Source organism: Arthrobacter sp. JSM 101049, assembly GCF_041679245.1.
In the GTDB taxonomy this organism is placed as follows: domain Bacteria; phylum Actinomycetota; class Actinomycetes; order Actinomycetales; family Micrococcaceae; genus Arthrobacter_H.
This window is the reverse complement of the sequence record NZ_JBGFFC010000002.1, coordinates 706504-733427: the sequence shown is the minus strand read 5'-3', so window position 1 is coordinate 733427 and position 26924 is coordinate 706504. Positions and strand designations below refer to the sequence as shown.

The 26924-nt window shown below is 69.6% G+C and carries 24 protein-coding genes; 7 read left to right on the top strand and 17 right to left on the bottom strand.

Annotated features, from left to right (window positions below; translation table 11 throughout):
- Positions 1-12: 12 nt before the first annotated feature.
- From AB8M85_RS08660 to AB8M85_RS08645, 4 genes are all read right to left on the bottom strand, one after another.
- Complete coding sequence (locus AB8M85_RS08660) at positions 13-1779, bottom strand: MFS transporter (protein WP_372698373.1); 1767 nt, start codon at positions 1777-1779, stop codon at positions 13-15.
- Positions 1776-2279: a MarR family winged helix-turn-helix transcriptional regulator gene (locus AB8M85_RS08655; RefSeq protein ID WP_372698372.1), complete on the bottom strand. Its 504-nt coding sequence runs from the start codon at positions 2277-2279 to the stop codon at positions 1776-1778. Before AB8M85_RS08655 ends, AB8M85_RS08660 begins: the two co-directional genes overlap by 4 nt.
- A 179-nt stretch (positions 2280-2458) precedes the next feature.
- The gene (gene glsA, locus AB8M85_RS08650; protein ID WP_372698371.1) at positions 2459-4285 is read right to left on the bottom strand and encodes a glutaminase A; all 1827 of its coding nucleotides are present in this window, start codon (positions 4283-4285) and stop codon (positions 2459-2461) included.
- Between the two features lie 90 nt (positions 4286-4375).
- Positions 4376-5377 (bottom strand): iron-siderophore ABC transporter substrate-binding protein, encoded by a 1002-nt coding sequence (locus tag AB8M85_RS08645; RefSeq protein WP_372698370.1) that lies wholly within the window; start codon positions 5375-5377, stop codon positions 4376-4378.
- A 52-nt stretch (positions 5378-5429) separates the two neighbouring features.
- On the opposite strand from AB8M85_RS08645, the gene AB8M85_RS08640 reads away from it, so the two are divergent.
- Genes AB8M85_RS08640 through AB8M85_RS08630 form a run of 3 tightly spaced genes read left to right on the top strand, consistent with a single transcriptional unit; the run spans position 5430 to position 8418 of the window.
- Positions 5430-6524 carry an iron chelate uptake ABC transporter family permease subunit gene (locus AB8M85_RS08640; protein ID WP_372698369.1) on the top strand — a complete coding sequence of 365 codons (1095 nt, stop codon included), beginning with the start codon at positions 5430-5432 and terminating at the stop codon, positions 6522-6524.
- Positions 6521-7573: a FecCD family ABC transporter permease gene (locus AB8M85_RS08635; protein ID WP_372698368.1), complete on the top strand. Its 1053-nt coding sequence runs from the start codon at positions 6521-6523 to the stop codon at positions 7571-7573. Before AB8M85_RS08640 ends, AB8M85_RS08635 begins: the two co-directional genes overlap by 4 nt.
- The gene (locus AB8M85_RS08630; protein ID WP_372698367.1) at positions 7570-8418 is read left to right on the top strand and encodes an ABC transporter ATP-binding protein; all 849 of its coding nucleotides are present in this window, start codon (positions 7570-7572) and stop codon (positions 8416-8418) included. Before AB8M85_RS08635 ends, AB8M85_RS08630 begins: the two co-directional genes overlap by 4 nt.
- Before the next feature lie 12 nt (positions 8419-8430).
- Here AB8M85_RS08630 and AB8M85_RS08625 read toward each other — a convergent pair whose 3' ends face one another.
- The 10 genes from AB8M85_RS08625 to AB8M85_RS08580 all read right to left on the bottom strand — a co-directional run bounded on the left by AB8M85_RS08625 (position 8431) and on the right by AB8M85_RS08580 (position 18520).
- Positions 8431-9609: a serine hydrolase domain-containing protein gene (locus tag AB8M85_RS08625; protein WP_372698366.1), complete on the bottom strand. Its 1179-nt coding sequence runs from the start codon at positions 9607-9609 to the stop codon at positions 8431-8433.
- A gap of 11 nt (positions 9610-9620) precedes the next feature.
- Positions 9621-11345, bottom strand: a complete 1725-nt coding sequence (locus AB8M85_RS08620) for an ABC transporter ATP-binding protein (protein ID WP_372698365.1) — start codon at positions 11343-11345, stop codon at positions 9621-9623.
- A gap of 2 nt (positions 11346-11347) precedes the next feature.
- Positions 11348-12244: an ABC transporter permease gene (locus tag AB8M85_RS08615; RefSeq protein WP_372698364.1), complete on the bottom strand. Its 897-nt coding sequence runs from the start codon at positions 12242-12244 to the stop codon at positions 11348-11350.
- Positions 12241-13200: an ABC transporter permease gene (locus tag AB8M85_RS08610; protein WP_372698363.1), complete on the bottom strand. Its 960-nt coding sequence runs from the start codon at positions 13198-13200 to the stop codon at positions 12241-12243. Before AB8M85_RS08610 ends, AB8M85_RS08615 begins: the two co-directional genes overlap by 4 nt.
- Positions 13197-14711: an ABC transporter substrate-binding protein gene (locus AB8M85_RS08605; protein WP_372698557.1), complete on the bottom strand. Its 1515-nt coding sequence runs from the start codon at positions 14709-14711 to the stop codon at positions 13197-13199. The genes AB8M85_RS08610 and AB8M85_RS08605 overlap by 4 nt, the downstream gene beginning before the upstream one ends.
- A 144-nt stretch (positions 14712-14855) precedes the next feature.
- A complete protein-coding gene (locus AB8M85_RS08600; RefSeq protein WP_372698362.1) occupies positions 14856-15296 on the bottom strand; it encodes a thioesterase family protein in 441 nt (146 codons plus the stop codon).
- Positions 15297-16265, bottom strand: a complete 969-nt coding sequence (locus AB8M85_RS08595; RefSeq protein ID WP_372698361.1) for a 3-hydroxyacyl-CoA dehydrogenase NAD-binding domain-containing protein — start codon at positions 16263-16265, stop codon at positions 15297-15299.
- Between the two features lie 3 nt (positions 16266-16268).
- Positions 16269-17156, bottom strand: a complete 888-nt coding sequence (locus tag AB8M85_RS08590) for a 3-keto-5-aminohexanoate cleavage protein (protein ID WP_372698360.1) — start codon at positions 17154-17156, stop codon at positions 16269-16271.
- A complete protein-coding gene (locus AB8M85_RS08585) occupies positions 17146-18030 on the bottom strand; it encodes a TetR family transcriptional regulator C-terminal domain-containing protein (RefSeq protein WP_372698359.1) in 885 nt (294 codons plus the stop codon). Before AB8M85_RS08585 ends, AB8M85_RS08590 begins: the two co-directional genes overlap by 11 nt.
- Positions 18031-18220: 190 nt before the next feature.
- On the bottom strand, positions 18221-18520 hold the full coding sequence (locus AB8M85_RS08580; protein WP_372698358.1) for a hypothetical protein: 300 nt from the start codon (positions 18518-18520) through the stop codon (positions 18221-18223).
- Positions 18521-18590: 70 nt separating this feature from the next.
- Between AB8M85_RS08580 and AB8M85_RS08575 the strand changes: the two genes are divergently transcribed.
- Positions 18591-19997, top strand: coding sequence for a sugar porter family MFS transporter (locus AB8M85_RS08575; protein ID WP_372698357.1), 1407 nt, complete (start codon positions 18591-18593; stop codon positions 19995-19997).
- Positions 19998-20086: 89 nt separating this feature from the next.
- Here the strand turns inward: AB8M85_RS08575 and AB8M85_RS08570 are convergent, their stop codons facing one another.
- Entirely contained in the window at positions 20087-20878 is a 792-nt protein-coding gene (locus AB8M85_RS08570; RefSeq protein WP_372698356.1) for an SGNH/GDSL hydrolase family protein, read from the bottom strand.
- 151 nt (positions 20879-21029) lie between these two features.
- Here AB8M85_RS08570 and AB8M85_RS08565 point away from each other — a divergent pair, with 151 nt between their 5' ends.
- The 3 genes from AB8M85_RS08565 to AB8M85_RS08555 all read left to right on the top strand — a co-directional run bounded on the left by AB8M85_RS08565 (position 21030) and on the right by AB8M85_RS08555 (position 24557).
- Complete coding sequence (locus AB8M85_RS08565) at positions 21030-21767, top strand: M50 family metallopeptidase (RefSeq protein ID WP_372698355.1); 738 nt, start codon at positions 21030-21032, stop codon at positions 21765-21767.
- Positions 21768-21867: 100 nt separating this feature from the next.
- Positions 21868-23397: a TIGR01777 family oxidoreductase gene (locus AB8M85_RS08560; protein ID WP_372698354.1), complete on the top strand. Its 1530-nt coding sequence runs from the start codon at positions 21868-21870 to the stop codon at positions 23395-23397.
- Between the two features lie 425 nt (positions 23398-23822).
- A complete protein-coding gene (locus tag AB8M85_RS08555) occupies positions 23823-24557 on the top strand; it encodes a transglycosylase family protein (protein WP_372698353.1) in 735 nt (244 codons plus the stop codon).
- Positions 24558-24800: 243 nt separating this feature from the next.
- Here AB8M85_RS08555 and AB8M85_RS08550 read toward each other — a convergent pair whose 3' ends face one another.
- Both AB8M85_RS08550 and AB8M85_RS08545 read right to left on the bottom strand, forming a co-directional pair.
- Complete coding sequence (locus AB8M85_RS08550; RefSeq protein ID WP_372698352.1) at positions 24801-25664, bottom strand: PaaX family transcriptional regulator C-terminal domain-containing protein; 864 nt, start codon at positions 25662-25664, stop codon at positions 24801-24803.
- The gene (locus tag AB8M85_RS08545) at positions 25661-26914 is read right to left on the bottom strand and encodes a kynureninase (protein ID WP_372698351.1); all 1254 of its coding nucleotides are present in this window, start codon (positions 26912-26914) and stop codon (positions 25661-25663) included. Before AB8M85_RS08545 ends, AB8M85_RS08550 begins: the two co-directional genes overlap by 4 nt.
- Positions 26915-26924: the final 10 nt, after the last annotated feature.

Below are 26924 nucleotides of genomic sequence, written 5' to 3'. Positions count from 1 at the left end.
GAACGGGACCGGTCAGCTGCGCAGCGGCACGGTCGCCTCGGGCGTCACGATGCTCACGTCCGTGCGGGCTGTCCGCCAGATCTCCTGGGTCGCCGAGGCATCCATCAGGGCCGAGAGCCCGCCGTGCGTCGGGGCCCCGATGACCAGCGACCGGGCGTCGATCCGGTTCGCGTAGGAGGCCACGGCATGTCCGGCTCCGGCATGGTCGGCCGGACGTCCGGGGCCAGTGAACAGGATGAAACCGGCGGCGGGGACCCCGGCGGTGGCGAGGCGGTCGAGCTGGGCGGAGACCGCGGCCGCAGCGGCGCTGGCGTCTTCGCCGTCGAGGGCGGTGTCGCTGGCAACCGCGGATTCGAGGGCATGCACCACATGCACCTTCAGATGCTGGGCGGCGGCCACGCGCAAGGCCTTGTCCACGACGCGGTCGGCGGTTTCCGTCGAGTCGATGGCGGCGACCACCTCGCCCTCGACCGGGCCGTCGAGGGCCGCGGAGGCGGCATGGTCGACGGGGACGATGTCGCGTCCCGCCCGGGCGTCGGGTGCAGCCGGGGCATCGGAGCCCGCGGCGGCAGCGGTGTCCGCGGCCTGGGCCTCCTCGGCCTGGCGCAGCAGCTTGTGGCCGGAGGCGAGGATCGCCAGCCCGATCAGCAGGGCGCCGGCGCCGATGATGAACGGCACGTGCATGTTGTAGTGCTCGACGAGCTTGCCGGCGGCCAGAGGGGCCAGGCCGCCGCCGATGAAGCGCACGAACCCGTAGGCAGCCGAGGCGACGGGGCGTTCGACCGGGGAAACGGTCATGACGGCCTGGGTGGTGACCGTGTTGTTCACGCCGATGAAGATGCCGGTGGCGATGACCGCGGGGATCAGCACGGAGGGCTGGTGGACCCAGATGCCGATGACCAGGATGATGACGGTGAACAGCGCCAGGTTCAGGTACAGGGTGCCGGCGATGCCGAGCGTGCGCTGCAGCCACGGAGCGCCGAAGACGGAGAAGACGGCGACCAGCAGGCCCCAGCCGAAGAAGACGTAGCCCAGGTGGATCGCGTCCAGTCCCATCGGGAACGGCGCGTAGCCCAGGACGGTGAAGAACGCCCAGTTGTAGCACAGGGCCATCAGCGACATGGTCAGCAGGCCGCGGTGCTTCAGCGCCTTGAGTGGGTCCAGGATGCTGGTTTTCTTCACCGGTTTGGGTGTCGGGGCGACCATGGTGATGGTGGCGATCAGGGCGATCAGCATCAGCCCGGCGACGCCCAGGAACGGGCCGCGCCAGCTGATGTTCCCCAGCAGCCCGCCCAGCAGGGGCCCGGTGGCCATGCCCAGGCCCAGTGCGGCCTCGTAGAGCACGATCGCGCCGACGAAGCCGCCGGAGGCCGAGGCGACGATGACGGCCAGCGAAGTGGCGATGAACATGGCGTTGCCCACGCCCCAGCCGGCGCGGAATCCGACGATCCCGCCGATCGAGTCGGACAGGCCGGCCAGCGCGGAGAAGACGACGATGATCGACAGGCCGTAGATCAGCGTGCGCTTGGCGCCGATGTGGCTGGAGATCCAGCCGGTGAAGAGCATCGCGACGGCGGTGACCAGCAGGTAGCTGGTGAACAGCATGGTGACCTGGCTGGGCGAGGCGTCCAGGTCGGACGCGATCGCCGGCAGGATCGGGTCCACCAATCCGATGCCCATGAAGGACACGACGCAGGCGAAGGCCAGTGCGTACACGGCCTTGGGTTGTTTGAAGGGGCTGGCCGGCTTGGGGTGGCCGGTCCGTGGTGCTCCGCTCATTGGCGCTCCCATTTCAATGGTGTGGTTGGTTGGTTGCCCTGGGCGCCGGTGCGCCGGTCCGGGACGGCCTCGGCGAGTTTGCGCAAGGGGCCGGTCGCGGCGACGATCGCCTGCTGGTCCGCCGGGTCAAGCTGGGCCAGCAGGCCGGCGACGCGTTCGCCGCGGGTGCTGCGCCGTTCGGCCAGGGCGGCCCGGCCGGCCTCGGTGATGCTGATCAGCACCGCCCGGCCGTCGCGGGGGTCGGGGATCTGCTGGACGAGTCCGTCGCGCTTGAGCCGGCCGACGGCCTGGGTCATCGTGGGCTGGCTGACGCCCTCGTAGGCGGCCAGTTCGGTCAGCCGGGCGTCTCCGTGCCGGCTCAGCGAGGCCAGCGCGGAGTAGACCGTCAGCGAATAGGCACTGGTCGGGCTGATCCGGCGGGAGAGGCGGAACAGCTCCTCGAGCAGCCAGGCGACGTCGGAGTACTCCGCGTCGCCGGGCGTTCCTGTCGGGTTTTGCATAGGACATTTATATCAAAGTCCTATGTATATCCGGAACCTTTTGTGACCGAGGGAACGACGGCGGCGCAGGTGTCCGACTTTCTGCCGCAATCCAGTCCGGCAAGCGGCGGAAACTCGGACATCTGTACTCCGCTGCGCCGCGGGCCTGCGTCGACGGCCTGCGCCGACCGGGCGTGGACCTACTCGTCCAGGGTCTGGTCGCGTTCGCGGACCGCTGCCTCCCGGAAATTCTGCTCCACGCGCGTGTACGCATCCCGGGCGACGGCCTTCCAGAACGAGAGCGCCAGCTCCGGGGTGTCCTGCTCGAGCCGCTCGATGGCCTCGGCGGAAAGGACCTTGAGCTGGACCCGTCCATCGGCGGTCACGCGCAGCGACTGGCCGCGGTCGCCGCCGAGGGCGATCTCGCCGAACGTCATGCCCGCGCCCAGGGTCGCATGGCGGAAGCGGTGGCCGTGCTGGGTGCTGGTCGTGGCGACCTTGCCGGAGAGGATGAAGTAGATGCCGCCGAATTTCTGCCCCACGCGGCGGATGACCTGGCCGTCGTCGTAGCGGCGCTCCTCCATGAGCTCCTCGAGGGCGGCGACCTGGCCCGGCTCCAGCGGACCGACGGCCGGGAAATCCGGGATCTGCACGACGTCGGGGACCAGCCCCCTCGCGCCGTGGACGGCGATGAGCCACTCCTCGGCCCATTCGACGGCGTCGTTGCGGGTGCCGAAGACGGGGACGTCGTTGCGCCCGGTGGCCACGGCGTCGGCAATCGATCCCTCGGCCTCGATGAGCACCAGCCGGCGCCGGGCTGCGGCCAGCTCGTCGCGCAGCTCGCACAACATGGTCAGCGCGACGTCGCCGACCTCGTCGACCCGGCGCACGTCCAGGATGACGAGCTCGACCTCGTCGGGCAGAGCGCTGACGGCGCGGACCATCGACTCGGCGCCGGCGAAGAGCAGGTCCCCGTTCAGCTCGAGGATCTGGGCCCGGTGGCCGTGCTCGGCCAGGACCGCGGTGGCCTCGTCGTTGTGGCGCACGCCGGAGGGGGCCTCGGTGAGGTCGTAGCGTTCGCGGATCACGGACTTGCCCATGCGTGCTGCCCGCACGAAGTGCAGTTCCATGTCAGCGGCCATGCGCTCGGAGGCCGCGACGCCTCGCACGCTGGAGCCGTGGTCGTTCAGCGGAGGGGAGTAGACGGCCAATCCCAGCTGGCCCGGCAGGACAGCCAGCAGGCCGCCGCCGACCCCGGACTTGGCGGGCATGCCCACGGCGCTGGTCCACGACCCGGCGTCGTCATACATACCGCAGGTCATCATCACCGAGAGCACCCGTTGGATGGAGTCGATGCCCATGACCTCCTTGCCCGTCACCGGGTGGGTGCCGCCATTGGCCAGCGTGGCGGCCATCAGCGCCAGATCGCGGGCGTTGACCATGACCGAGCACTGCCGGAAGTAGTTGCGCAGTCCCTGCTCGGGGTCCCGTTCGATGACGTCGAAGCTGCGCAGCAGGTAGGCCAGGGCGCGGTTGCGGTGGCCGGTGCGCAGCTCGGAACGGTAGATCGACTCGCGCACAGCCAGCGGCCGTCCGGCGAAATCGGAGTAGAGCGAGAGGATCCTGTCGAAGCCCTTGCGGCCGCCGGAGCCCTTGATCAGCGAGGTCGCGGCGATGGCCCCGGCGTTGATCATGGCGTTGGCCGGCCGGCCGCTGCCGGCGGCCAGCGAGATCTCGTTGAAGGCGTCCCCGGAGGGTTCGACGTCGATCTTCTCGTCGACGGCCTCCGGGCCCAGGTCCTCCAGGGCCAGCCCGTACGTGAACGGCTTCGAGACGGATTGGATCGAGAACTCGGTGTCGGCGTCCCCGACCTCGTAGACGTACCCGTCGACCGTGGCCAGGCAGATCGCGAAGTCCTCCGGGTCGGCGCCGGCCATGGCGGGGATGCCCTGGTAGGGCCGGCCCGTGCGCAGCTCGGACAGCTCGGCGTGCAGGCGACGCAGGTAGCTCTCGATGGGGGATTGCATACTGCCACAGTAACGGCCGGGCGCCGGCGGCCGCCCCACCCCTGCCCGGCCAACCCCGGCCGAGCCCGACCGGCTGCGGCCGCTGCGGGGCTACGCGGCGGGCAGGGCCTTCTCGAGCAACGGGGTCAGGTGCTTGACCGTGTAGAGGGCCGCAAGGGTGGAGTTGATCGAATAAGCGGCGGAGAGGTCCCCGTCGATGACCACCGCATGCCCGGCCTGCACGGTGGAGAGCTTCTTCCACTGCGGGTCCTCGGTGATGGCGGTGGCCTCCAGGAAGATCGGGAACGCCACAATGAGGTCGGCATCCAGCACGTCGAGCTTCTCGCTGGAGATGTCAACGGAGAACCCGCCGGAGTTCACCGGCAGCGCGGCGATGGCCGGGTTCTGCTTGAAGCCCAGCCTCTCGAGGGTCTCCACCCGGCCGCCGCCGGCAATGTAGGCGCCCCAGCCCTCGCTGGTCTTGGTCGCCGCGGTGACCGTCTTGCCCTTCCACTCCGGGTGGGCATCGGCGGCCTTGGCGTAGGCGTCGTCGACCTGGCGCAGCAGGGCATCGCCCTCGTCCGGGACACCGAGGGCGGTGGAGATCATCTCGACCTGGTCCTCCATGTCCGTCAGGTAGTTTTCCCCGCCCTCGGGGATGCCCACCGTCGGGGCGATCTCGGCGAGCCGCTCGTGCCGGTCGTGGTCGCCGCTGCCGCGCACGTCGAGGATCAGGTCCGGCTTCAGGGCGGCGATCGCCTCGTAGGAGGGCTCCAGCGTGTCGATGATCTTCGGTGCCGTGTCATACATCCCCTCGGCCCAGGGCCCGACGCCCTCGCCGCCGAAGCCGAGCCAGTCCGAGGCGCCCACCGGTTGCACGCCGAGGGCCAGTGCGGTCTCGGCGTCGCCCCAGCCCAGGGCGACCACGCGTTGCGGGGCCCGGTCGATGGTCACGTCGCCGAAGGCCGTCTGGACGGTTTGGGGGAAGGTGCCCGAGGCCGCCGCCCCGGAGGGTTCCGGTCCCGTGGACGGGGCGTCCGAGCCCGACGAGCAGCCGGTCAGGGCCAGGACCACAGCCGCCAGGACTGCCAGGGACGTGCGGAACAACCTCATGGATCAACCTTTCGGGACGCAAAGTGAAGCAAGGACAGCCTAAACTAATTCGGTGACCCTCGATGCTGCTTCCCCCGCCCGCGGTGGACCGGAGGGGCCCCCGGGCCCCGGCGACCCCGCCGCCCTGGCAGCCGCGGCGCCGGCACGCACCGCCCCGGCCCGCCGGGCCACCGGCTTCGCCCTGGCCCTGGTGGGCCTGGCCGCCGTCGTGCTGTTGAGCCTTGCCATCGGCACCCGGGACATCGCACCGGCCACCGTCTGGGCGGCGGTCACCGGATCCGGCACCGGGGACGACGCCTCGGGGGTGCTCACGCTGCGCCTGCCGCGCACCGTGCTGGGCCTGTTCGTGGGCGCCGGGCTCGGCGTCGCCGGTGCCCTGATCCAGGCCGTGACCCGCAATCCGCTCGCCGACCCGGGCATCCTCGGGGTCAACGCCGGGGCGTCCTTCGCCGTCGCCCTGGGGGTCGGCGTGCTGGGCATCGCCTCGCAGCTGGGCTACCTGTGGTTCGCCTTCGCCGGCGCCCTGGCCACGACCGTGGTGGTCTACCTCATCGGCTCCGGCGCCCGGGGCTCGGTCAGCCCGGCGCGGATCACCCTGGCCGGGGTGGCGATCGGGGCCGTGCTGGCGGGCATCACCTCGGCGATGGTGCTGGCCAATCCGCGGGGGTACAACGCGATGCGCGCCTGGGAGGCGGGGTCGTTGGCGGACCGCGGCTGGGAACCGATCACGACGGCGGCGCCCTTCCTGGTCGCGGGGCTCGTCCTGGCCCTGCTGCTGGGCCGCTCGCTCAATGCGGTCGCGATGGGCGATGACCTGGCCCGCTCGCTCGGGGCGAAGGTGATGCGCACGCGCGTGCTGGCCCTGCTGGCGATCACCCTGCTGGCCGGGGCGGCGACCGCGATGGCCGGGCCGATCATGTTCGTGGGCTTGATGATCCCGCATGCCGCCCGGTGGATCGTGGGGCCGGACCAGCGCTGGATCATCGTCTACAGCGTGCTGCTCGCCCCGATCCTGGTGCTGGCCGCCGACGTGCTGGGGCGGGTGGTGATGCGTCCGGGCGAGCTGCAGGTCGGGATCGTCACCGCGGTGCTCGGCGCCCCGGTGCTGATCCTGCTGGTGCGCCGGGCCCGGGTGAGCCAGCTGTGAGGGCCCCATCCGCCGCGGCAGCCTCCGGCAGCGCCAGCCCGCACCGCCTGGTCCCCGCCTGGGGCCGGCTCGCCCGCCGGGCGCTGGTGGTCCCCGGGAGCCTGGCAGCCGCCGTGGTGCTGCTGGCATTGGTCGCGCTGGGCCTGGGGGACTACCCGATGAACCCGGGCCAGGTCATCGCGGCGTTGGGAGGGAACCAGGGCTTTGCCAGCACCATCGTGTTGGAATGGCGGCTGCCGCGGGTGCTCGCCGCCGTCGTGTTCGGGGCCGCATTGGCCGTCTCCGGGGCGCTCTTCCAGACCCTGACCCGCAACCCGCTGGGCTCCCCGGACATCATCGGCTTCTCCACCGGCGCCTACACCGGGGCGATCATCTCCATCACGCTGCTCGGCAGCCAGCTCGTCGCCGAGGCGGCCGGGGCGCTCATCGGCGGGCTGGCAACCGCCTTGGTGGTCTACCTGCTGGCGTGGCGCGGGGGCGTGCAGGGCTTCCGGCTCATCATCGTCGGCATCGCCATGACGGCGTTGCTGAACAGCGTGAACACGTATCTGCTGCTGCGTGCGCAGACCGAGGTCGCCATGGCCGCCTCGATCTGGGGCGCGGGGTCGATCTCCCTGGTGGGGTGGCCGGAGACCGCGTTCGCCCTCGTCCCGCTCGCGGTCCTGGGGCTGGCCACGGTCGTCGTCGTGCGTCCGCTGCGCCAGCTCGAGCTCGGCGACGACGCCGCCCGGGCCCACGGCGTGGCCGCCGAACCGGCCCGGCTGGCGATACTGGTCATCGGTGTGGGGCTAATCGCCACGGTCACCGCCATCGCCGGGCCGATCGCGTTCATTGCCCTGGCAGCGCCCCAAATCGCCCGGCGGCTGATCCGCGGGGCAGGAATCCCGCTAGGCGCCTCCGCGCTGACCGGGGCGCTGCTGCTGCTCGGGGCCGACCAGGTCGCCCAGCACCTGGTGCCCGGGGCGGTCCCGGTCGGCGTCGTCACGGTCGTCCTCGGCGGGATCTACCTCGTCGCCCTCCTCGTCCACGAAGCACGAAAGCACCTATGACCCGTCACGCAGACCATCCCGCCACAGCGGAGACCCACAGCGCCGCGCCCACCGGCCGGCTCGCCGCAGAAGCCGTCACGCTCGGCTACGACCGCCGCATCATCTCCACCGACCTGACGGTCACGATCCCGGAGAATTCGTTCACGGTGATCGTCGGGCCCAACGCCTGCGGCAAATCGACCCTGCTGCGCGCGCTCTCGCGGCTGCTGCGCCCCACAGCCGGCCAGGTGCTGCTCGACGGGAAGGCCATCTCGTCCTACAAGGCCAAGGAGGCGGCGCGGATCGTCGGGCTGCTTCCGCAGAGCTCCATCGCCCCGGACGGCATCACCGTCGTCGACCTCGTCGCGCGCGGGAGGTACCCGCACCAGGGACTCATTCGCCAGTGGAGCGCCGCCGACGAGGCCGCCGTCGAAGCGGCGATGGCCGCGACCGGGATCGCCGACCTGCGCGAGCGGCACGTCGACGAGCTCTCCGGCGGCCAGCGCCAGCGGGTGTGGGCGGCCATGGCGCTGGCCCAGGAAACGCCGATCCTGCTGCTCGACGAGCCCACGACGTTCCTGGACATCGCCCACCAGATCGACCTGCTGGATTTGTTCGCGGACCTGCACGAGGCCGGCAACACGCTGATCGCCGTGCTCCACGACCTCAACCACGCGGCCCGCTACGCCACGCACCTGATCGCCATGAAGGACGGCCAAGTCGTCGCCCAGGGGCCGCCGGACGAGATCGTGACCGCGGAGCTGGTGCACCGGGTGTTCGGCCTGGACTGCCTGGTCATCGACGACCCGGCCACCGGGACGCCGATGATCGTCCCGCGCGCCCGGCGGCGTCCTGGCGATGGCTAGCCCGGACGGTGGCTAGACGAGGTGCGCCAGCACCCCCAGAAGATCCTTGGCGCGCCGGTCCCGGTCCTCGGCGACCATTTCGTTGGTCAGGAAGGAGAAACCGATGTTCTTCCCCGGCCACGCCCCGTGGAGACCTCCGCCGGCGCCCGAATGCCCAAAGGCGGGGACGACCGGCCCGTAGGTGCCAAGGGGATCAGCGAGCTCGTAGCCCAGGCCGAAGCGCAGCGGGCGATCATTAACTGCGTCCACTCCCTCGCTCCACGTGGTGGTCGCGTCTGCCAGGGCGGTAGGGGAGACCAGCTGCTGCCCCGGTGCGACCAGGTGCGAGTACAGGGCGGCCATGGACTCGGCCGTGCCGATGGCCCCGCCGGCAGCCAGTTGGCCTCGTCGCATGGCCACCGAATTGAAGGCATCGCCGTCGCCGCTCAGGGACCCGGCGTACATGCGATCGACGATGCGACGCCGCTCGGGATCGGTCAGGAAGGTGCTGATGGCATAACCGTCGGCCCGGAAGATGGTCGCCAGTTCTTCGTCGAGTTCTGCTGGCAGACCGAGGTGGAGGTCCAGGCCCAGGGGCTCGGCGACGAGCTCGCGCAACAACTCGCCTACCTCCTGCCCGGTGATCCGCAGGAGCAGTTCGGACATGAGGTAGCCATATGTGATGGCGTGGTAGGCGACCCTCGTCCCGGGCGCCCAGAGGGGCCGCTGCCCTGCGAGGATCGAGGCGTTGAGCCGGTTGTCGTAGTAGGCGCCTTTCCCGTCCGGCTCGGGGTCGACGTAGACCAGGCCCAGCCCATGGGAGAGCAGGCACGAGACCGGGACGTCGTCTTTGCCGGCTGCGGCGAATTCCGGCCAGTAGTCGGCCACGGGACGACGCACGTCCAACTGCCCGCGGCCGGCCAGGATGGCCGCCAGCGTCGCCACCAGACCCTTGGTTCCCGAGAAGAGTACCGCGCGCGTGGCACCGGTCCAGGGACGGGCGGCCGGCAAGCCCGGCGCGGGGGGCCCCCCGCGCCGGACCGTGGTCCCGCCGTGGAATCTGGCCAACGGTTTCCCGTCACGGTAGACACAGAAGGACATGCCGCCGCCCGAAGAGGCCAGATGCCGGGCGAACACCTCCTGGAGCCGTTCGAAGTCCTCCGCGGCCAGCCCGGCGTCGTTGGAGGCCTCGTGGGGTGTTGGCGTGGACATGGGGCGGCTCCTTAGAAGGTGGGGACGTGGTCCAGCAGTTGCCGAGTGTAGTCATGCTGCGGGTCGTTGAGGACCTGGTCGGTGGGGCCGACGTCGACGATCTTCCCCCTCTGCAACACCGCCAGGCTCTGGGAGATGTGGCGGGCCAGGGCGATGTTGTGGGTCACGAAGAGCATGGCCATGCCGGTTTCCAGCTGCAGGGAGCGCAGCAGGTCGAGGATGGAGGCCTGGACTGAGACATCCAGTGCCGAAGTGATCTCGTCGCAGACCAACACGGAGGGCGCATTGACCAGTGCTCGGGCAATCGCCGCACGCTGCCTTTCGCCACCACTGAGTTCTCCGGGGCGGCGCTCCAGGTACGAGGCACCCAGCTTGACGTGGTCCAGCGCTTCGAGGACCAGTGCACGGCGTCGGCGCTTGTCGGACGTGCCGGCCATTTGCAGGGGCACCTCCACGGATTCGCGGATCGTCCGACGCGGGTTCAGCGACGAGAAGGGGCTCTGGAACACATACTGGATGGCCTGGCGCTGTTCAGGGGTCCGGCTGCGCGTGCCTGGGGCCAACTCGGTGCCGTGCAGGGCCACGGTGCCCTGGTAGTCGTCGTTCAGGCCCGCGATGCAGCGCGAGAGCGTCGTCTTGCCGGAGCCCGATTCGCCCAGGAGCATGAGGGATTCCCCCACACCGAGGTTGACGTCGATTCCGCCGAGCACGTTGGTCTTCCCATAGGAGAGTTCGAGTCCGGTGACCTCGAGCAAACCGGCGGATGGGCGAGCGCGCGCGTCCAGCGGGGCAGTGTCAGCCAAGGGGTTGACACCGGCCTCTCCGCGGCCGTGTGGGCCGGGAAAGACCAGGGGCTGCTCACCGGTGATCGCCTCCACCTCGCCCACACGGCGTTTGCCGGCCAGATCGGGCACGGCGTTGAGCAGCTTGCGCGTGTAGCGGTGTCCAGGGCGGTAGAGGACCTGCTCCGTGGTTCCCCGTTCGACGACTCCACCGGAAAGCATGACGAGGACCTCGTCGGCGACCGAGGCAACAACGGCCAGATCGTGCGTGATGTAGAGCCCGGCGACCTGATGGCGCTCGGCCATCTCGTCGATGGTCTGCAGGACCAGCGCCTGCGTGGTGACATCGAGGCCAGTGGTTGGCTCGTCCAGGACCATGACCGAGGGACGGCAGGCAAAAGCCATCGCAATGCCCACGCGTTGTTGTTGGCCACCGGAGAGCTGGTGGGGGTAGCGGCGCTGATAGGCATGGTCGTTGGCCAGCCCGACTTCCGCAAGGACCTCGGCGACGCGTTCGGCACGCTCGGCCCCCGAGGCCCCGAAACCATGGACGTGCAGCGTTTCCAGGATCTGCTCACCGATCCTCATCGCGGGATTCAGCGACAGGGCAGGGTCTTGGGGCACGTAGGAGATGGAACCGCCGCGAAGCAGCCGCAGGTCGGCCGGGGACAGGTCCAGCAGGTTGCCCGACTCCTCCTCGGCGCCCAGGTAGACGGATCCGGCTGTGAGTTTCAGACCCTGCCGGAAATGTCCCATGCAGGCCAGTCCCGCCGTCGTCTTGCCCGACCCGGATTCGCCGACCAAGGCCAGGATCTTTCCCGGGTGCAGGTCGAAGCTGACTCCATGCAGGATCTCCTTGCCGTCGAGGGTGCCCACACGGACGTCCTGTGCTCGGAGGGCGGGGGCGCCCAGGCCGGTCGCGTCGGTCGTGGCGTCGTTCACTGTCGTGTCCATGTTCACTTTCCCACGTTCAGGTTGGCGGAGGCCCTGGCTAATGCATCCGTCAGGAGGTTGGTCCCCACGGTCAGCAAGGCGATGGCCAGAACCGGGAGGATGACGCCCCACGGCTGGACCATCAGGGCGATGCGGTTCTCGTTGATCATCAGGCCCCAATCGGCCGTGGGCGGCTGCATACCCAACCCCAGGAAGGACAGGGCTGCGACGAATCCAATCGAGTAGGTCATGCGCAGCCCGAGCTCGACCATCAGGGGGCCGGTGATGTTCGGCAGGACGTCCTTGGCCAGGATCTTCCACCGGGGGACGGCATACATCTCGGCGGCCCGCACGTAGTCTTCGGTGATCACGGAGGCAGTGGCGGAACGGGTTACGCGGGCGATCCGGGGGGCGTGGGTGACACCGATGACCGTCACCAGGACCCACCCCTGCGGTCCCAGGACCGTGATGGCTAGCAGCGCAAAGACGAGCTGCGGCAAGGCCAGCAAGACATCGTTCGAGCGCATGACCAGGTTGTCGACCCACGGCTTCGAGTAGGCGGCCGACATGCCGATGATCGTACCCAGGACCATGCCCAGGGCGGTGGCCATGGCCGCATAGGCGAGCAACCGCAGGCCCCCGTCGAGGAACCGGCTCAGGATGTCGCGGCCGAGGTTGTCGGTGCCGAACACCCCGTCCGGCTGGAACGGGCGCCCGGAGAAGGCCGTCGATGTATAGCCGGTGGCCCACGGCAGCAGCAGCGGGCCGACGAGTGCGACGAGCAGCACGAGGCCGGTCAGCACGGCTCCGATCTTGGCCTGGCGTTGGCGCATCATGCGCCGGATCAGGCGCGGCGTTGCCCCGACCTCGTGGTCGATGTCCGTGGCGCCCATGTCAGTGGGGGTGGTGGAGGAACTCATCGGGTGGACTCCGTTCTGAGCTTCGGATTCGTGGCGATGCCGACCAGGTCGGCCAGAAGGTTGACCACGATGTAGGCTGCGGCGATCAGCATCGAGATGGCCTGGACCACCTGCACGTCGCGGTTGGCCACCGCATCGACCAGCGCCTGGCCGATCCCGGGGTAGCGGAAGAGGAATTCGATGACGACGACGCCGCCGGCCATCCAGGCGAGTTGGATGGCCACGACCTGGGCGACGGGCGCCAGGGCGTGCGGGACGGCATGGCGGAGGATCACGTGGCGCTCGGGGACACCCTTGAGGCGGGCCATCTCCACGAATCCGGAGTCCAAGACCTCGACCATGGTGGCGCGCATCATCCTGACGATGTAGGGCGTGACGACCAGGACCAGGGTCAGGGCTGGCAACACCAGCTGCAGCGGGTAGTCCCACACGTTCTCGCCTGGTGGTGCCATGGTCACGGACGGCAGGATCTTGAACACGGTGGTGGAGAACACCGTGATCAGGATGATGCCGACGACGAATTCCGGCAAGGAGGCCAGGACGAGGGAGGTGACAGTTGCGGTATGGTCGGCGGCCTTGTCGCGGCGCAGGGCGCTGTAGGTCCCGACGATGATGCCCACGGGGATGGCGATGACCGCTGCGATGCCCATGAGCACCAGGGAGGCGGTGATCCGCTCGCCGAGCAATTCCGCGACCGGCCCGGAGGTGGCAGCCGAGTAGCCGAAGTTGCCGGTGAAGAGGCCGCCGAGCCATGACAGGTAGCGCATGGCCACCGGGTCGTTGAGGTTCATCTGCTCGCGCAGGGCGGCCAGCCGCTCCGGGGTGGCCTGCTGGCCCAGCATCGCCTGGGCCGGATCCCCGGGCAGGAGCAGCGTGGCGACGAACACCATGACGGAAACGACCAGCAGGATCAGCACGCTGACCAGCAGACGTCGGGACACGAGTTTGACGATCATTTGGTGCCTCCCAGCCAGACACGGCGGAATTCGTAGCCGGACAACGCCAGTCCGGTCTTGTTCGGAACGAGTCCGGCAACATACTGCTGGTATGCGTCGGCTTGGTTCGGATGCCCCCAGATGATGTAGCCGCCTTCCTCCCAGAGCAGCCGTTGGGCCTCGGAGATGAGCTTGTTGCGGTGGGCCTCATTGAGTGTGGCCTTGGCCTGCCTCACCAACTTCACGAACCGTGGGTCGTCCCAGTGCGTTTCGTTGTATGGCGAATCCGCGAGCAGGCTGTTGTCCACCTGGGGCAGGAAGTTGCGTGTGTAGTAGAAGTCCTGGGCAAAGTCCCATTTGAGGTAGTCATCGCCGAAGAAGGTGGTGGCATCCACCCGGCGGATGGCGACCCGGATGCCGGCGGCCCCCGCCTGCTGGGCGAAGACCTGAGCCGCTTCGACGGCGCCTGATTGGATGGGAGCCGTCACCAGCTCGACGTCCAGGCCGTCCGGATAGCCGGCTTCGGCCAGCAGGGACCTGGCCCGTGCGATGTCCTGGGTGCGTTGTGGCAAACCGGAGGTTCCGGGGTCGAAGGGGGCGAAGACGTCGTTGCCGATCCTGCCCTGTCCGCTGAGCACCTGTTCGATCATCTGCTGCCGATCCACTGCCAGCCGGAAGGCCTGCCGCACCCGCACGTCGTCGAACGGCTTGCGGTCCACGCGCATGGTGAACGGCAACCACATGCCGGTCTCCGAGTTCAGGATTCCGATGCGCGGATCCGATCCGATGACTTCCGTCAGGGCCAACGGGATTTGGCCGATGGCGTCGACCTGGGTGGACAGCAACGCGTTGATGAGGGCATCGTCGTCATTGAAGTTGAGGATGACCAGTTCGTCCAGGTGTGGCTCGTTGTCGCGCCAGTAGCTGTCATTGCGCACGAAGACCGATTGGCGGCCCGGGGAGAAGCTCTTGGCCTTGAACGGGCCGGTGCCGATGGGATGGGCCGGATCATAATCGGCGGGGACGATGCCCAGGTTGTATTGGCCCAGGGAGTCATCGAAGGTCGCGGCCGGTGAGTTCAGGTGAAATTCCACTGTGTCGGCGGCGGTGGCCACTACGTCGTCGAGCATCGACAAGGCCGTCGCGCCGGACTTCGGGTTCTCCGGGTCGGTGATGCGTTTGAAGGTCGCGATCACATCGTCGGCCGTCAACGGGCGTCCGTCGTGAAAGGACACGTCGGGACGCAGCTTGACGGTCCAGACCTTCGCCGTATCGTCCGGGGTGGCACTCAGGGCCAACAGGGGCTGGAGGTCGTAGTTCTCGTCGCGGTAGAGCAGCGACTCGTAGAGGTTCACGACGCGGGCGATGTCCGTGGTGTTGACCGGGATGTGTGCATCCAGGGTGTCTGAGGCCCCACCACCGGCCAAGCCGACACGTAGTGTCCCGCCGGCTTGTGGCGGCCCCGTCGGGGCAGCGACCACATCCGGTTGCTGACCGCAGGCCGTGAGGGCCGCGCCCATGCCGAAGGCCATGCCGGCGCCGAGCAGGACGCGCCGACTCAGCGTGCCATTGGCCGGTTTCGCCGCGGAACGGTATGTGGGGGAGCCGGTTTCGGCCGCTCCGGGTTGGAAGGGTGGTGGGGATTGCACGGGGGGACTCCTGGGTTCAGCGGGCGGTTAGCAGGTGATGGATCGGCCGCTCCATTCCGGGGGGTCCTGCCGCCGAGCGGAGATCCCGGCGAGGAGTTCCCCGCCGAAGACGCAGGTACGTCCGGTGTCCTGGTTCACGTGCAGGCCGAGGATCTCCTCGGTGGCGATGAGCCTGCCCTGTGCGTACATCTCGTGGCAGAGGTGGAGCTTCTTGTCTCCGGATCCGGCCACGATCGTGTTGACTTTGAGGTCGGATCCGAGGCTTGTCTCAGCCAGGTAGCGCACGTGTGCCTCGACGGTATAGAGCGAGTTCGAGGTGGCCTGGCGGTAGGCGGGCCCCATGCCCAGCTCTTCCATCACGGCGTCTGTGGCAAAACCGAAGACGAGCACGTAGTAGGCCTCGGACATGTGGCCGTTGTAGTCGATCCATTCGGGAAGTACCGGCGTCGAATAGGTGGGCAGGATCATTTATGCCTCCCGGTCCGGGGCCGCCTTGATCTTCCCGATCACGCCACGTACGGCGATGATTGCGGCGTCGCGTTCGGCGACCAGATCGGCGAAGCCGCGATCGCCGGCCTCCTCGTCGCAGCCAGCAATGACGTCGGCGCGGAGCTGATCAGTCAGTTCGGGGGCGTCCAGCCGGGTCCACGGGGACTTCAATGACGGGCCGAAGTGGTCGAGCATGTGGGCCATCCCGCCGGGGCCGCCGGCGAGGTGGAAGGTGAGCATCGGGCCCTGGATGGGCCAGCGCAACCCGGGGCCGTCGGTGATGGCCAAATCGATTTGCTCGACGCTCGCCTCGCCGTTGTCGACCATGTGAAGGGCCTCGCGCCAAAGTGCCTCCTGCAGCCGGTTGGCGATGAAACCGGGGACCTCGCGGTCCATGGTGATGACCGACTTGCCGATGAATTCGTACCATTTCGAGGCCCACGCGACCGCCTCGGGATCCGTGCCTTCGCCGCCGGCTACCTCGACGAGCGGGATCAGGTACGGCGGGTTGAACGGGTGTCCGACCACCAGTCGTGCCGGACTGGCCGCCCGCCGGTTCATCTCGGACATGCCGTAGCCGGAGGTGGAGGAGCCGATGACGACGTCCGTCGCGGTGGCCGCATCGATCCGGGCCAGCAGGTCGGACTTCAGGTCCAGGTCCTCGGGGGCGCTTTCCTGGACGAACCCGACGCCGGCAACGGCGTCGGCCAGGTCGGCGTGGACCGACCAGTTGTCCGGGGAGGCGTGGGGGGCCAGACCCAGCTGGGTCAGGGCCGGCCAGGCTGCGTCGATGAGCCGGCGGAGCTTGTCGGCGGCATCGGGGGAGGGGTCCCAGGCCTGGACGCGGTAGCCGCGGGCCAGGAAATAGGCGGCCCAGCCGCCTCCGATGGTGCCGATGCCCACGCAGGCCACGGTGTCGACGTCGTGCATGTCAGGGTAGGTGCCCATGGATCAGGCCTTCCGCTCGAGCTGGAGGATCTCGCGGGCCTCGTCGGGTGTGGCGACGGAGGAGCCGAGGTCGTTGACGATGGAGATGGCGCGGCCGGTCAGCTGCGCATTGGTGGCCTTGACGCCCTTGGACAGGTAGAGGTTGTCCTCCAGTCCCACTCGGACGTGCCCCCCGAGCAGCACGGACTGGGCGACCCAGGGCAGCTGGTTGCGGCCGATGGCGAAAGAGGTCCACTGCGCGCCCTCGGGCAGCAGGTTGACCATCGCCTGGAGTAGGCCCGGGTCCACGGGCGCGCCGTAGGGGATGCCCATGCACAACTGGTAGAGCGGTGGCGGGGCGATGAGCCCCTCCTGGACCAGGACGTTGGCGAACCACAGGTTCCCGGTGTCGAAGATCTCCATCTCCGGCTTCACGCCGAGCTCCTTGATGCGCGCGGCGCCCTCGCGGAGCATGTCGGGGGTGGAGACATAGAGCTGGCTGCCCTCGCCGAAGTTCAGCGAGCCGCAGTCAATGGTGCAGATCTCGGGGCGCAGCTCCTCGACATGGGCCAGGCGCTCGAGGCCGGAGACCAGGTCGGTGCCGGGCAGCTGGACGGTGGGTTCGGAGGGGTCGACCACGAGGTCTCCGCCCATGCCGGCCGTGAGGTTGATGACGGGGTCGACGTCGGAGGCGCGGACCTGGCGCACGACCTCGCGGTAGAGGGCGACATCGCGCGAGCCCTGTCTGGTCTGCGGGTCGCGGACGTGGATGTGCACGACGGAGGCTCCGGCGCGGGCCGCGGCAATGGCGTCCGCGGCGATCTCGTCGGGGGTGACGGGGACGTGCTCGCTCTTGGAGGTGGTATCTCCGGCGCCGGTCAGGGCGCAGGTGACGATGACCTTACGGTTCATGGGTCGACTCCTTCGGGGTGACGATGGTGCGGTCAATGAAACTTTCGATTTGCTGATACATCTGATCAACAGTCAGCATGCCCGTGAGGACCTTGATACCCAGCCCGTCCATCATGGTCGTGATGTCCAGGGCCAGGGAGTCGGGGTCGCCGGGCCGCATGGAGCCGCTGCGCTGGCCATCGGCGACGAGGTCCAGCACGGTTTGGCGCCAGCGCCGGTAGCCGTGGGTGTGGTTGTCGCGCCCCTCCGGGTGGACCGCGACCTGGGCCCAGGTCTGGAGCCAGATGGACCATTCGGCGCGGCCGGCGTCACCGGCCGGCAGCTGGAGCTGGATGAGGCGCTTCAGGCGCAGCACCGGGTCGGTGACCGCGTGGAGCTCGGCGACCTGCCGGTCGAACGCCAGCTTGACGGAGTAGCGCAGGACCTCGGCGAAGATCTCGCGCTTGGCCGGGAAATAGTAGTGCACGGCCGCCGGGCTCATGCTGCACTCCCGCGCGATGTCGGCGATGCGGACGGTCTCGTATCCCTGTTCGGCAAAGAGCCACCAGGACTTCTCGATGATCGTGCGCCGCTTGAGCGCCATGTCCCGGTCCTCGCGGTGGACGGTGGGCAGCATCCTGGCCGGCGGCGGGGTGGTGGCCCCCGTCGTGGCGTCGGATCCGGAGATCAGCCAGTTCGCGGTGACGCCGGTGACGGTCGCCAGCTGGGTGATCTCCTCGGCGTTGAAGCGGCGGGTGCCCTTGAGCGATTTCGAGAGCTTCGACTCGTCCAGACCGATCAGTTCTGCGATGCGGCGCTGCGGAAGCCCGGAACCGCGGATGGCATCGCGGGCACGGTCTGGAAGCCGTCCCGGGGGCGTGGTGGCAGTGGGCATGGTGACCACAGTAAGAGATACTTGCGATTATGGCAAGCTAGTTGACTGTGATTCAGGAAATTGCGATCAGTTGCGTGCATCCCCGTCCACGAGCACCAGGGCCGGCTGCCGCTGTGGTCCGGACCGGAAACGCTCCGGGCCGCTTCGCTGCAAGCGGCCCGGCGCCCGACGTTGCCGGAAGCGGGAGCCGTTACCGGCGCCGGCCCAGCACCAGCGCGGTGAGCGCGGTGGCGCCGGCGACCGCACCGACGGCCGGCCACGCGCCGATCTTCTTGGCCAGCGGGTGTGATGCGCCGAAGCCCACCAGGTAGGTGAGGGCCACCGCAGAAGCCCGCCCCGCCCCGGCGTCGTGCTGGCAGGAGGCGAAGGCCGCGGCACAGGCGGCAGCCAGCACGACGCCGCCCAGCGGCCGGTTCCCGGTGGAACGGGCGGTCTGGAATCCGCCGATCAGGCCGGCGGTGGTCAGTGCTGCGGTGGCGATCGAGCTCATGGTTCTCCTTGGTCCGGGGTTCGCCAAAAGCCTACGCCCCGACCGCGGGACCGGGCGTACGATGGCCCACATGAGCGCCACGACGGAACATGATTCAACACCCACCAAAGTGGTGATGGTCTCCATCGTCGCCGCACTGGGCGGATTCCTCTTCGGGTTCGACAGCGCGGTGATCAATGGGGCGGTCGACGCCATCGCCGAACAATTCAGCCTCAGCGGGGTGGTGCTCGGGTTCACCGTCTCGTGCGCCCTGCTGGGGGCAATGGTCGGCGCCTGGTTCGCCGGCCCCTTCGCCGACAAGCAGGGCCGCGTCCGGGCGATGCTGGTCGCCGCCCTGCTCTTCACCGTGTCGGCCGCCGGCTCCGGGTTCGCCTTCGGCCCGGTGGACCTGATCATCTGGCGCAGCATCGGCGGACTGGGCGTGGGGATGGCCTCCGTCCTGGCCCCGGCCTACATCGCCGAGGTCGCCCCGGCACACAGCCGCGGACGGCTGGCCTCGCTGCAGCAGATGGCGATCGTGCTGGGCATCTTCGTCGCCCTGCTCTCCGACGCGTTCATCGCCACCGCCTCCGGCAGCGCCACCGCTGAGGGCTGGCTGGGCATCGAGGCGTGGCGCTGGATGTTCCTGACCGGGATCGTCCCGGCGGTGATCTACGGCGTGCTGGCTTGGCAGATCCCCGAGTCCCCGCGCTACCTGGTCGCCCGCGGCCAGCTGGCGCGCGCCGCGAAGGTCCTGCACGAGGTGGTGGGGCTGACCAGCCGCGACGAGGTGGACGAGAAGATAGCCTCCATCAAGTCCACCATCAGCGTCGAACGCAAACAGGGTCTGGCCAGCCTCGTGGGCGGCAAGGGCTGGCTGCTGCCGATCGTCTGGGTCGGCATCCTGCTCTCGGTTTTCCAGCAGTTCGTGGGCATCAACGTCATCTTCTACTACTCGACGAGCCTGTGGCTCTCGGTCGGGTTCACCGAGGCGGATTCGTTCACGATCACGGTGATCACCTCGGTCACCAACATCCTGGTCACGATTGTGGCGATCGCCCTGGTGGACAAGGTCGGGCGCAAGCCGCTGCTGCTCTGGGGCTCGGCCGGCATGACGATCGCTTTGGGCGTGATGGCCGTGGCGTTCAGCCAGTCCACCGGCACCGGCGAGGATGTCTCGCTGCCGCAGCCGTGGGGGGTCATCGCGCTGGTCGCCGCGAACCTGTTCGTCGTGGCCTTCGGCGCCACCTGGGGCCCGGTCGTCTGGGTCCTGCTCGGCGAGATGTTCTCCAACAAGATCCGCGCCGTGGCCCTCTCGGTCGCCGCCGCGGCCCAGTGGCTGGCGAACTTCCTGGTCACCACCACGTTCCCGTCGCTCTCGGAGGTCAGCCTGGTGCTGGCCTACGGGTTGTATGCGCTCTTCGCCCTGCTGTCCTTCTTCTTCGTCTTCCGGTTCGTTCGGGAAACCAAGGGCCGCGAACTCGAATCCATGCAGTAGCCGCGCCGGGCAGCCGGTCCGCACCATGGTGCAGGCCGGCGCCGCGGCCGATCGTCGCCCGAAGGCGGTCGACCCGGTCAGCCCTCCGGCTAGCGCAGGTCGATGGCGGTGTCCTGCGCGGTGGGCTGGGTGCCCAGGGCGGCAAGGACCGCCGCCCCGAGGATCCGGGCGCCCTCCGCGGAGGGGTGAACGCCGTCGTAGGTCAGGCCCTTCGCGTAGCGCCCGGGATGCGTGTCGTCGCGCAGTCCGCGCGAGCCGTCGATCCAGCCCCAGCCCTGCTCGCTCACGAAGCCGTGGAGCCACTCGTTGTAGGCCAGCGTGCGTTCGCGGAAGTCGTTGCGCGGGGGCACGGAGGAGACGATGACGCGAGCGGCATGGGCCTGGGCCACGATCGCCTGCAGGTTCCGGCCGATTTGCTCGAACGGCACCCCGGCATGGATGTCGTTGGTGCCGGCGATCATGACCAGCACGTCGGAATCCACGGGGGTGAACCCGGCGAGCATCTCGGCCGTGGTGGCCCCGCCACGGGCCCAGCCCCCGACGAACGCGGTCCCTGGTTCCTGGGCGAACGCCGCCCAGGACCGCGCGCCCACGATCCGCCGGGCCACCTGTTGCGGGTAGGCATGGTCGGCGGTGATGGAGTCCCCGACCACGGAGAACGTCAGGGCCTTCGCACCGGCGGCGGCCATCGGCTGGGCCATCGGGAACCCGTCGGAGGTCAACGGGGCCGGCTGCTCGTCCCCGCCGATGAAGGCGGCCCCGGCAGCCAGGGCGAGCACGGCCAGGGCGGCGACGGCCAGCGCGCGGGGCCGGCGGATGAGCGCGATGAAGCGCGAGGGGCGGGTGGTGGCGCCGTCGGTGGCGGCGGGGGATGCGGGCACGTGCTGCTCCTGGTCGGAAAGCTCCTGGTCGGAAACCTGTCACCTTCAAGCGTAGGGACCGCCGGGCGCACCCGGCGCCTCCCAACATGACAATCGTGTGACAATCCGCCGCGGCGCCCGCTTCACAGCGAGGTGGCCTACTCTCGAAGCCATGCTTGAACAGATTTCCGTCGATTCCTGGTGGCAGGCACTGCTGGTGGGTTTCCACCGCGGCCCGTCGTTGGAGGCCGAGGCCCTGACCCTGGTGCTGATCATCGCCGCAGCCATTGCCCTGTCCGTCCCCTGGGCGACCTGGCGCTGGTTCGGCCTCTACGTCACGTTCGTGCACGAGCTCGGGCACGCGCTGGCCGCCTTGATGACCGGCCGAGTGGTCCGCGGGATCCGGCTGAACCTGAATCACTCGGGCGAGACCGTGAGCGCCGGCCGGGGCCGCGGCGGGGCCGCCTGGTCGGGCTTCTGGGGCTATCCGGCACCGGCGGTGGCCGGGGCCGCCATGATCTGGGCGGCCTGTTCGGGATGGGCGACGGCGGCGCTGTCCGCCGGGGCGATCCTGCTGTTGGTGGCGTTGCTGTTCATCCGCAACCTCATCGGCGTGCTCATCGCCGTCGGCTGTGCGGTCCTGGCGCAGCTGCTGGTGCTGTACACGGCGCGCGAGTTCGCCGCCTACGTCGTCGTGTGCCTGGGGATCGCCCTGGTCGTCGGCGCGGTGAAGGACTGGTTCAAGGTCACCGCCGTCCACACGCGCCGGGGACGGCTGGACAGCTCCGATGCCTACATCCTGGCGCGCAGCACCGGCGTGCCGGCCGCCCTCTGGCTGGCCGGGTTCGCCGTGGTGATCGGCGGCTGCTCCTACTGGTCGCTCGCATCCCTGGGCGGCGCCGTCATCTGAGCCCCGCGGCCGCGGGCGCGCTCCGGCGGCTGCCGGCTCCTGGTCCCCGATGTGTGGCGCCGCGCCGTGCCGCCGCGTAGCCTCGGTGGCGGAGGTACACATGGCCCGTTTTGAATTCACCACCAGCCTGCCCTTTGCCCGCGAGGAGGTCTTCGACTGGTTCTCCCGCCCCGGCGCACTGCAGCGGCTGACCCCGCCCTTCTCCGGCAGCGTCCGCTCCGAGCCGGACGACGGACTGCAGGTCGGCTCGACGGCGATGCTGGGCATCGGCGCCCCCGGGGGCCTCGGGTTGGGGCTCGGCCCGGCCGTCGGATCCGTGGCCGGGACACTGCGCCTGCCCGGATGGGCCCGGGCGGAGATCCCGTGGCGGGCCCGCCACGTCGGGTTGGTTCCCGGGCGCTCCTTCACCGACGTGATGGACTCCGGCCCGCTGGACTCGTGGAGGCACGAGCACCTCTTCGAGGACGACGGCGGGGGAACCCTCATGCGCGACACGGTCACCTTCACCCTGCCCCTGGCCGGCACCGGCGGGAACGGCCCATGGCGCCGCATGGCGCACTGGGGCGAGGAACGCTTCACGGCCGAACTGCAGCGCATGTTCGAATACCGCGAACGCCAGCTCATCGGCGACCTGCTCTTCCATGCCCGCCATCGCGGGACCGGCGCGAACACCGGATCGGCCCGATCCGGAAGACCCGGTCCCTCCGGGCTGCGGATCGCGATCAGCGGATCGAGCGGCCTCATTGGCACGCAGCTGCGCGCCCTGTTGCAGGGAGGTGGCCACGACGTCATGCGGCTGGTCCGCCGCCCGGCGTCAGCAGCCGATGAGATCGGCTGGGATCCCGATGCCGGACGGATCGATGCGCAGGCGTTGGCCGGTTGCGATGCGGTGGTCCACCTCGCCGGGCATCCGATCGGCGGCCGGTTCACCCCGGCCACCAAGCAGCGCATCATGGCCTCGCGGACCGCGGGGACCTCTCTGCTGGCTCGCACCCTGGCCGACTTGTCCGCGGACGGACGCCGGCGCAGCCTCGTCTCGGGCTCGGCCATCGGCTACTACGGTGCCTCCCCGCAGGCCCGGCGGCCCGGCGTCCCCGATCTGCTGGTCGAGGACTGCCCACCGGGCACCGACTTCCTGGCCGATGTGTGCGCTGCATGGGAGGCCTCCACCGTGCCGGCGGCCCGCGCAGGCGTCCGCGTGGCCACCGTGCGCACCGGAATCGTGCAGAGCCCTGCCGGCGGTGCGCTGCAGAGGATGCTGCCGTTGTTCATGGCCGGATTGGGCGGTCCGCTGGCCGGTGCCGGGCAGCAGAGCTGGATCGGCGTCGATGACTGCGTGTCGATCTTCGCCCACGCCGTGCTCGACGGGCAGGTCGACGGGCCGGTCAACGCCGTGGCTCCCCATCCGGTGGACGGGGCGGAGTATGCCGCGACCCTGGCCCGGGTGCTCCACCGTCCGGCGGCCGTGCCGGTGCCGGGCATCGGGCCCGCGTTGCTGCTCGGGGCCCAGGGGGCACGGGAGATCGTCCAGGCGGACCAGCGGGTCTCGTCCCGCCGCATCCAATCGCTGGGATACGAGTTCCGCGAGGCCGAGCTGGAGCGGGTCCTGCGCCACGTCCTGGGCCGCTGACGCGCCGGGACTGGCACCATCCGAAGGTCACGAAACGAGACCTGGGAAACGGTCGCCGGGCGCGGTGAAGGTGGTCCGGGACACGCTTTTTCGAACCTGTGAGGGGCGTGCGGCAATACTCACAGGAAACCCATGGTGCGGCCATCCTGCCCCGGAATCCCGCGGTTGTTGGTTGTAAATTTTTTGTGGAAGAGCGGTCGGTCGGGCGGTTCAGTTTGACCCCTGCCCCCGCCGTGCGGTTACCGTTATCAAGTCACGTTTTGATAACACCCCGCTGTTCGGGGTGATGCAAGACGGCGTGCACCCGGGTACCTTTCGGATCGTCCACCCGGTTGCCCACAAATTTTGGAGTCGACATCGACGCCGGACGATCACGCAGTGAAGGCCGGGGACGGCCAGAGCGTACGGGTGGCCCCTGGAGAACTGTGATCCAGCAGCAGAACAAGAAGTTTTCGAAGATTTCCCGCATCGGCGCGTCCAGCGGTGTAGCAGCCCTGGCGATTGCCGGCGCAGCAGCAGGCGTGGGGGCCGCTCCCGCCTCCGCCGCCTCCACGAGCACCTGGGATGCCATCGCCCAGTGTGAGTCGGGTGGCAACTGGTCGATCAACACCGGCAACGGCTACTACGGTGGCCTGCAGTTCAGCCAGAGCACCTGGAACGCCTTCGGCGGATCGGGCAGCGCCTCGAACGCCAGCAAGTCGGAGCAGATCCGCGTTGCCGAGAAGGTCCTGGCCACCCAGGGCTGGGGCGCCTGGCCGGCCTGCTCCGCCAAGCTGGGCCTGTCCGGCAAGAGCGGTTCGATCTCCGCAGCGGCCGACAACGTCAAGGAGGTCAAGGAGAAGGCCCCGCAGCAGTCTTCCGAGAAGTCCTACGAGGCACCGAAGAAGACCTACAAGGCAGCCCCGAAGCACCGCTCCGAGGCCCCCGCCCAGAAGGCGGCCCCGCAGCAGTCGGCCAAGTCGACCGGCAAGCACGTTGCCACGGTCAAGGCCACCGACTCGGGCGAGAACTACACGGTCAAGTCCGGCGACACGCTGGCCAAGATCGCCAAGGCGCAGGGCCTGGACAGCTGGAAGGGCCTGTTCTCGTTGAACACCGACCAGGTGCAGAACCCCAACATGATCTTCGTGGGCCAGACCCTCGACGTGCCGACCAAGTAAACCGGTCGGTTTCCGGGCCACGCCCCGGATCCTGAACCGCGGGACACCGCTCCCGCCCTAGAGTCAGCGGCGGATTGCCTTTCCCCCCAATGGTGATCCGCCGCTGCTTCCGTTAACGGACCCCCTCCGTCGACAGGACCGTGCAGGACCTCCCACCGGCTGCCGTCCGCACACAGACCCCACCGGCACCGCACCGGCACCGCACCGGCACCGTGCCGGCAGCAGCCGGAATCCTGCGTCGCGTCAGTCGTGGTTCCCGGCCAGCGCGGGGTTGGCCTGCTCGCCCGTCACGGCGTGGACGAAGGCCAACGCCGCCGGGCGGTAGGCATCGCGCAGTTCCAGGAAGCGGACGCTGCTGGCGGCCCCGGGCCACCCCTCGGGCAGGCAGCCGGCCGGCAGGCCGGGGTCGACGTAGGGGATGATGCGCCAGCTGTCGATGCACCGGACATAGCTGGCGAAGGCCGCAGCCGCATCAGCCGGTGGCTGGTCGGGGACCCCACGTTGGGATTCCAGGAAGCCACGGTGCAACGTGGCCAGGTCGTCCAGGTCCCACCAGCCGGCGACGGCCTCCCGCAAGGGACCCTGCACCTGCGGGGTGCCGGTGGTGAAGAGGACGGCGGCGCCGCGCAGGCCCAGGTCCTCGAGGATCTCCCCGGCCTCTGCGCGCAGGTAGTCGGGGCAGATCCACAGTCCCGGACCGACGGTCCCGCAGCCGATCCAGTGCAGCCGCCGGCGCAGCTGGTGCCGCAGGCCGCGCTCGGACTCCGGGACGGTGAACGAGACCAGGCACCAGGGGTCCTCCGGGCCCATGGCCCGTGGCTGGTGGATGCGCCGGTCCCCGCGTTCGAGCATGTGCCGGGCGCGGGCGCCGACGGCATAGCCGGCGACGCCGTCGCGGGTCTCGGCGTCGAGCACGCCCTTCTTGCGCAGCCGGGTCAGCGAGGTGCGCGTCAGGGCGGCCGGGGTCCCGACCGCCTCCATCAGGTCCACCAGCCGGGCCGAGGACATCCAGCCCCCGGCCTCGCGCAGGTAGAGCCCGATGATGGTGCGCAGCAACGACGCGGTGCTCCCGGGGCGGGAGTCCATGTCATCGAGGACGGCACTCATTCCATCTCGGCCAGGGCGGCGGCGATCGCGTCGATGCCGGTCTCGAGCTCGGCGAAGCTGGTGCTCAGCGGGGACAGCCCGATGCGCAGCCCGTTCGGCGGCCGGAAGTCGGGGATGACGCCCTCGCCCCAAAGCCGGGTGGTGACCTCGGCGAAGTGGTCGTGGTCCACGGTGATGTGCGAACCGCGCCACGCCGGATCGCGCGGGCTGGCCAGCCGGGCGCCGAGCGGGACCAGGCGTTCCTCGCACAAGCGGATGGCGTGCTCGGTCAGCGCGATCGACTTGGCGCGCACCGCGTCCATGCCGGCCTCGGCGATCAGCTCGACCATATCCTTGAGCGGTTGCATGGCCAGGATCGGCGGCGTTCCGGTGATGAACCGGCGGATGCTGCCGGCCGGTTCGTAGGCGTCGGTCATGCCGAAGGGGTCCGCGGCTCCCATCCATCCCCAGATCGGCTGGCGCAGGCTCGATTGCAGGCCCGAGCGGACATAGGCCAGCGCGGGGGAGCCGGGACCGCCGTTGAGGTACTTGTAGGTGCAGCCCACGGCCAGGTCGACGCCCCAGTCGTCGAGGTGCAGCGGCACGGATCCCACCGAGTGGCACAGGTCCCAGACCATCAGGGCCCCAGAGTCCTTGACCTGCGCGGTGATCGCCGCGGCGTCGGCGAGGTAGCCCGAACGGTAGGCGACATGGCTCAAGAGAACGACGGCGGTGCTCCCCGACAAGACCTGCTCCAGGTCCGCGCTGGTCACCCCGGCTGCCGGATCGGGGGTGATCCAGCGCAACCGGGCCCCGCGCTCGGCGGCGATGCCCTCGACGATGAAGCGGTCGGTGGGGAAGTTGCCGGCGTCGATGACGATTTCGTTGCGGCCCGGGTCGACGGCCTGCTGGTGGTCCAGGGCCGCGCGCAGGGCCTTGTAAAGCAGGACCGACGTCGAATCGCCGACGAGCACCTGTCCGGGCCCGGCGCCGAGGACGACCTCGCCCAGCCGGTCGCCGAGGACGGTGGGCTCGTCCATCCACTGCTCGTCCCAGCTGCGGATCAGTCCGGCGCCCCACTCGGTGCGCACGAAGGTCGCCAGCCGGTCGGCGGTGGCGGCCAGCGGGCGGCCCAGGGAGTTGCCGTCCAGGTAGGCGGTCAGCGGATGGGCCGGGTCGTGCTCGGGGACCAGGAAGCGGTCGCGGTAACCGGCCAGCGGGTCGGCGGCGTCGAGGTCGGAGCTGGTCAGGGTGTCAGAGACGGTGTTCATGCAGGGGGCC

Bases quoted from the DNA above. Each gene is read 5' to 3' on its own strand.
- glsA (WP_372698371.1), bottom strand. From the start codon at position 4,285: ATGCAATCCCCCATCGAGAGCTACCTGCGTCGCCTGCACGCCGAGCTG.
- AB8M85_RS08655 (WP_372698372.1), bottom strand. From the start codon at position 2,279: ATGCAAAACCCGACAGGAACGCCCGGCGACGCGGAGTACTCCGACGTC.
- AB8M85_RS08580 (WP_372698358.1), bottom strand. From the start codon at position 18,520: ATGAGCTCGATCGCCACCGCAGCACTGACCACCGCCGGCCTGATCGGC.
- AB8M85_RS08560 (WP_372698354.1), top strand. From the start codon at position 21,868: ATGGCCCGTTTTGAATTCACCACCAGCCTGCCCTTTGCCCGCGAGGAG.
- AB8M85_RS08610 (WP_372698363.1), bottom strand. From the start codon at position 13,200: ATGATCGTCAAACTCGTGTCCCGACGTCTGCTGGTCAGCGTGCTGATC.
- AB8M85_RS08600 (WP_372698362.1), bottom strand. From the start codon at position 15,296: ATGATCCTGCCCACCTATTCGACGCCGGTACTTCCCGAATGGATCGAC.
- AB8M85_RS08595 (WP_372698361.1), bottom strand. From the start codon at position 16,265: ATGGGCACCTACCCTGACATGCACGACGTCGACACCGTGGCCTGCGTG.
- AB8M85_RS08585 (WP_372698359.1), bottom strand. From the start codon at position 18,030: ATGCCCACTGCCACCACGCCCCCGGGACGGCTTCCAGACCGTGCCCGC.
- AB8M85_RS08545 (WP_372698351.1), bottom strand. From the start codon at position 26,914: ATGAACACCGTCTCTGACACCCTGACCAGCTCCGACCTCGACGCCGCC.
- AB8M85_RS08620 (WP_372698365.1), bottom strand. From the start codon at position 11,345: ATGGACACGACAGTGAACGACGCCACGACCGACGCGACCGGCCTGGGC.
- AB8M85_RS08645 (WP_372698370.1), bottom strand. From the start codon at position 5,377: ATGAGGTTGTTCCGCACGTCCCTGGCAGTCCTGGCGGCTGTGGTCCTG.
- AB8M85_RS08615 (WP_372698364.1), bottom strand. From the start codon at position 12,244: ATGAGTTCCTCCACCACCCCCACTGACATGGGCGCCACGGACATCGAC.
- AB8M85_RS08550 (WP_372698352.1), bottom strand. From the start codon at position 25,664: ATGAGTGCCGTCCTCGATGACATGGACTCCCGCCCCGGGAGCACCGCG.
- AB8M85_RS08565 (WP_372698355.1), top strand. From the start codon at position 21,030: ATGCTTGAACAGATTTCCGTCGATTCCTGGTGGCAGGCACTGCTGGTG.
- AB8M85_RS08660 (WP_372698373.1), bottom strand. From the start codon at position 1,779: ATGAGCGGAGCACCACGGACCGGCCACCCCAAGCCGGCCAGCCCCTTC.
- AB8M85_RS08605 (WP_372698557.1), bottom strand. From the start codon at position 14,711: ATGGCCTTCGGCATGGGCGCGGCCCTCACGGCCTGCGGTCAGCAACCG.
- AB8M85_RS08590 (WP_372698360.1), bottom strand. From the start codon at position 17,156: ATGAACCGTAAGGTCATCGTCACCTGCGCCCTGACCGGCGCCGGAGAT.
- AB8M85_RS08630 (WP_372698367.1), top strand. From the start codon at position 7,570: ATGACCCGTCACGCAGACCATCCCGCCACAGCGGAGACCCACAGCGCC.
- AB8M85_RS08625 (WP_372698366.1), bottom strand. From the start codon at position 9,609: ATGTCCACGCCAACACCCCACGAGGCCTCCAACGACGCCGGGCTGGCC.
- AB8M85_RS08575 (WP_372698357.1), top strand. From the start codon at position 18,591: ATGAGCGCCACGACGGAACATGATTCAACACCCACCAAAGTGGTGATG.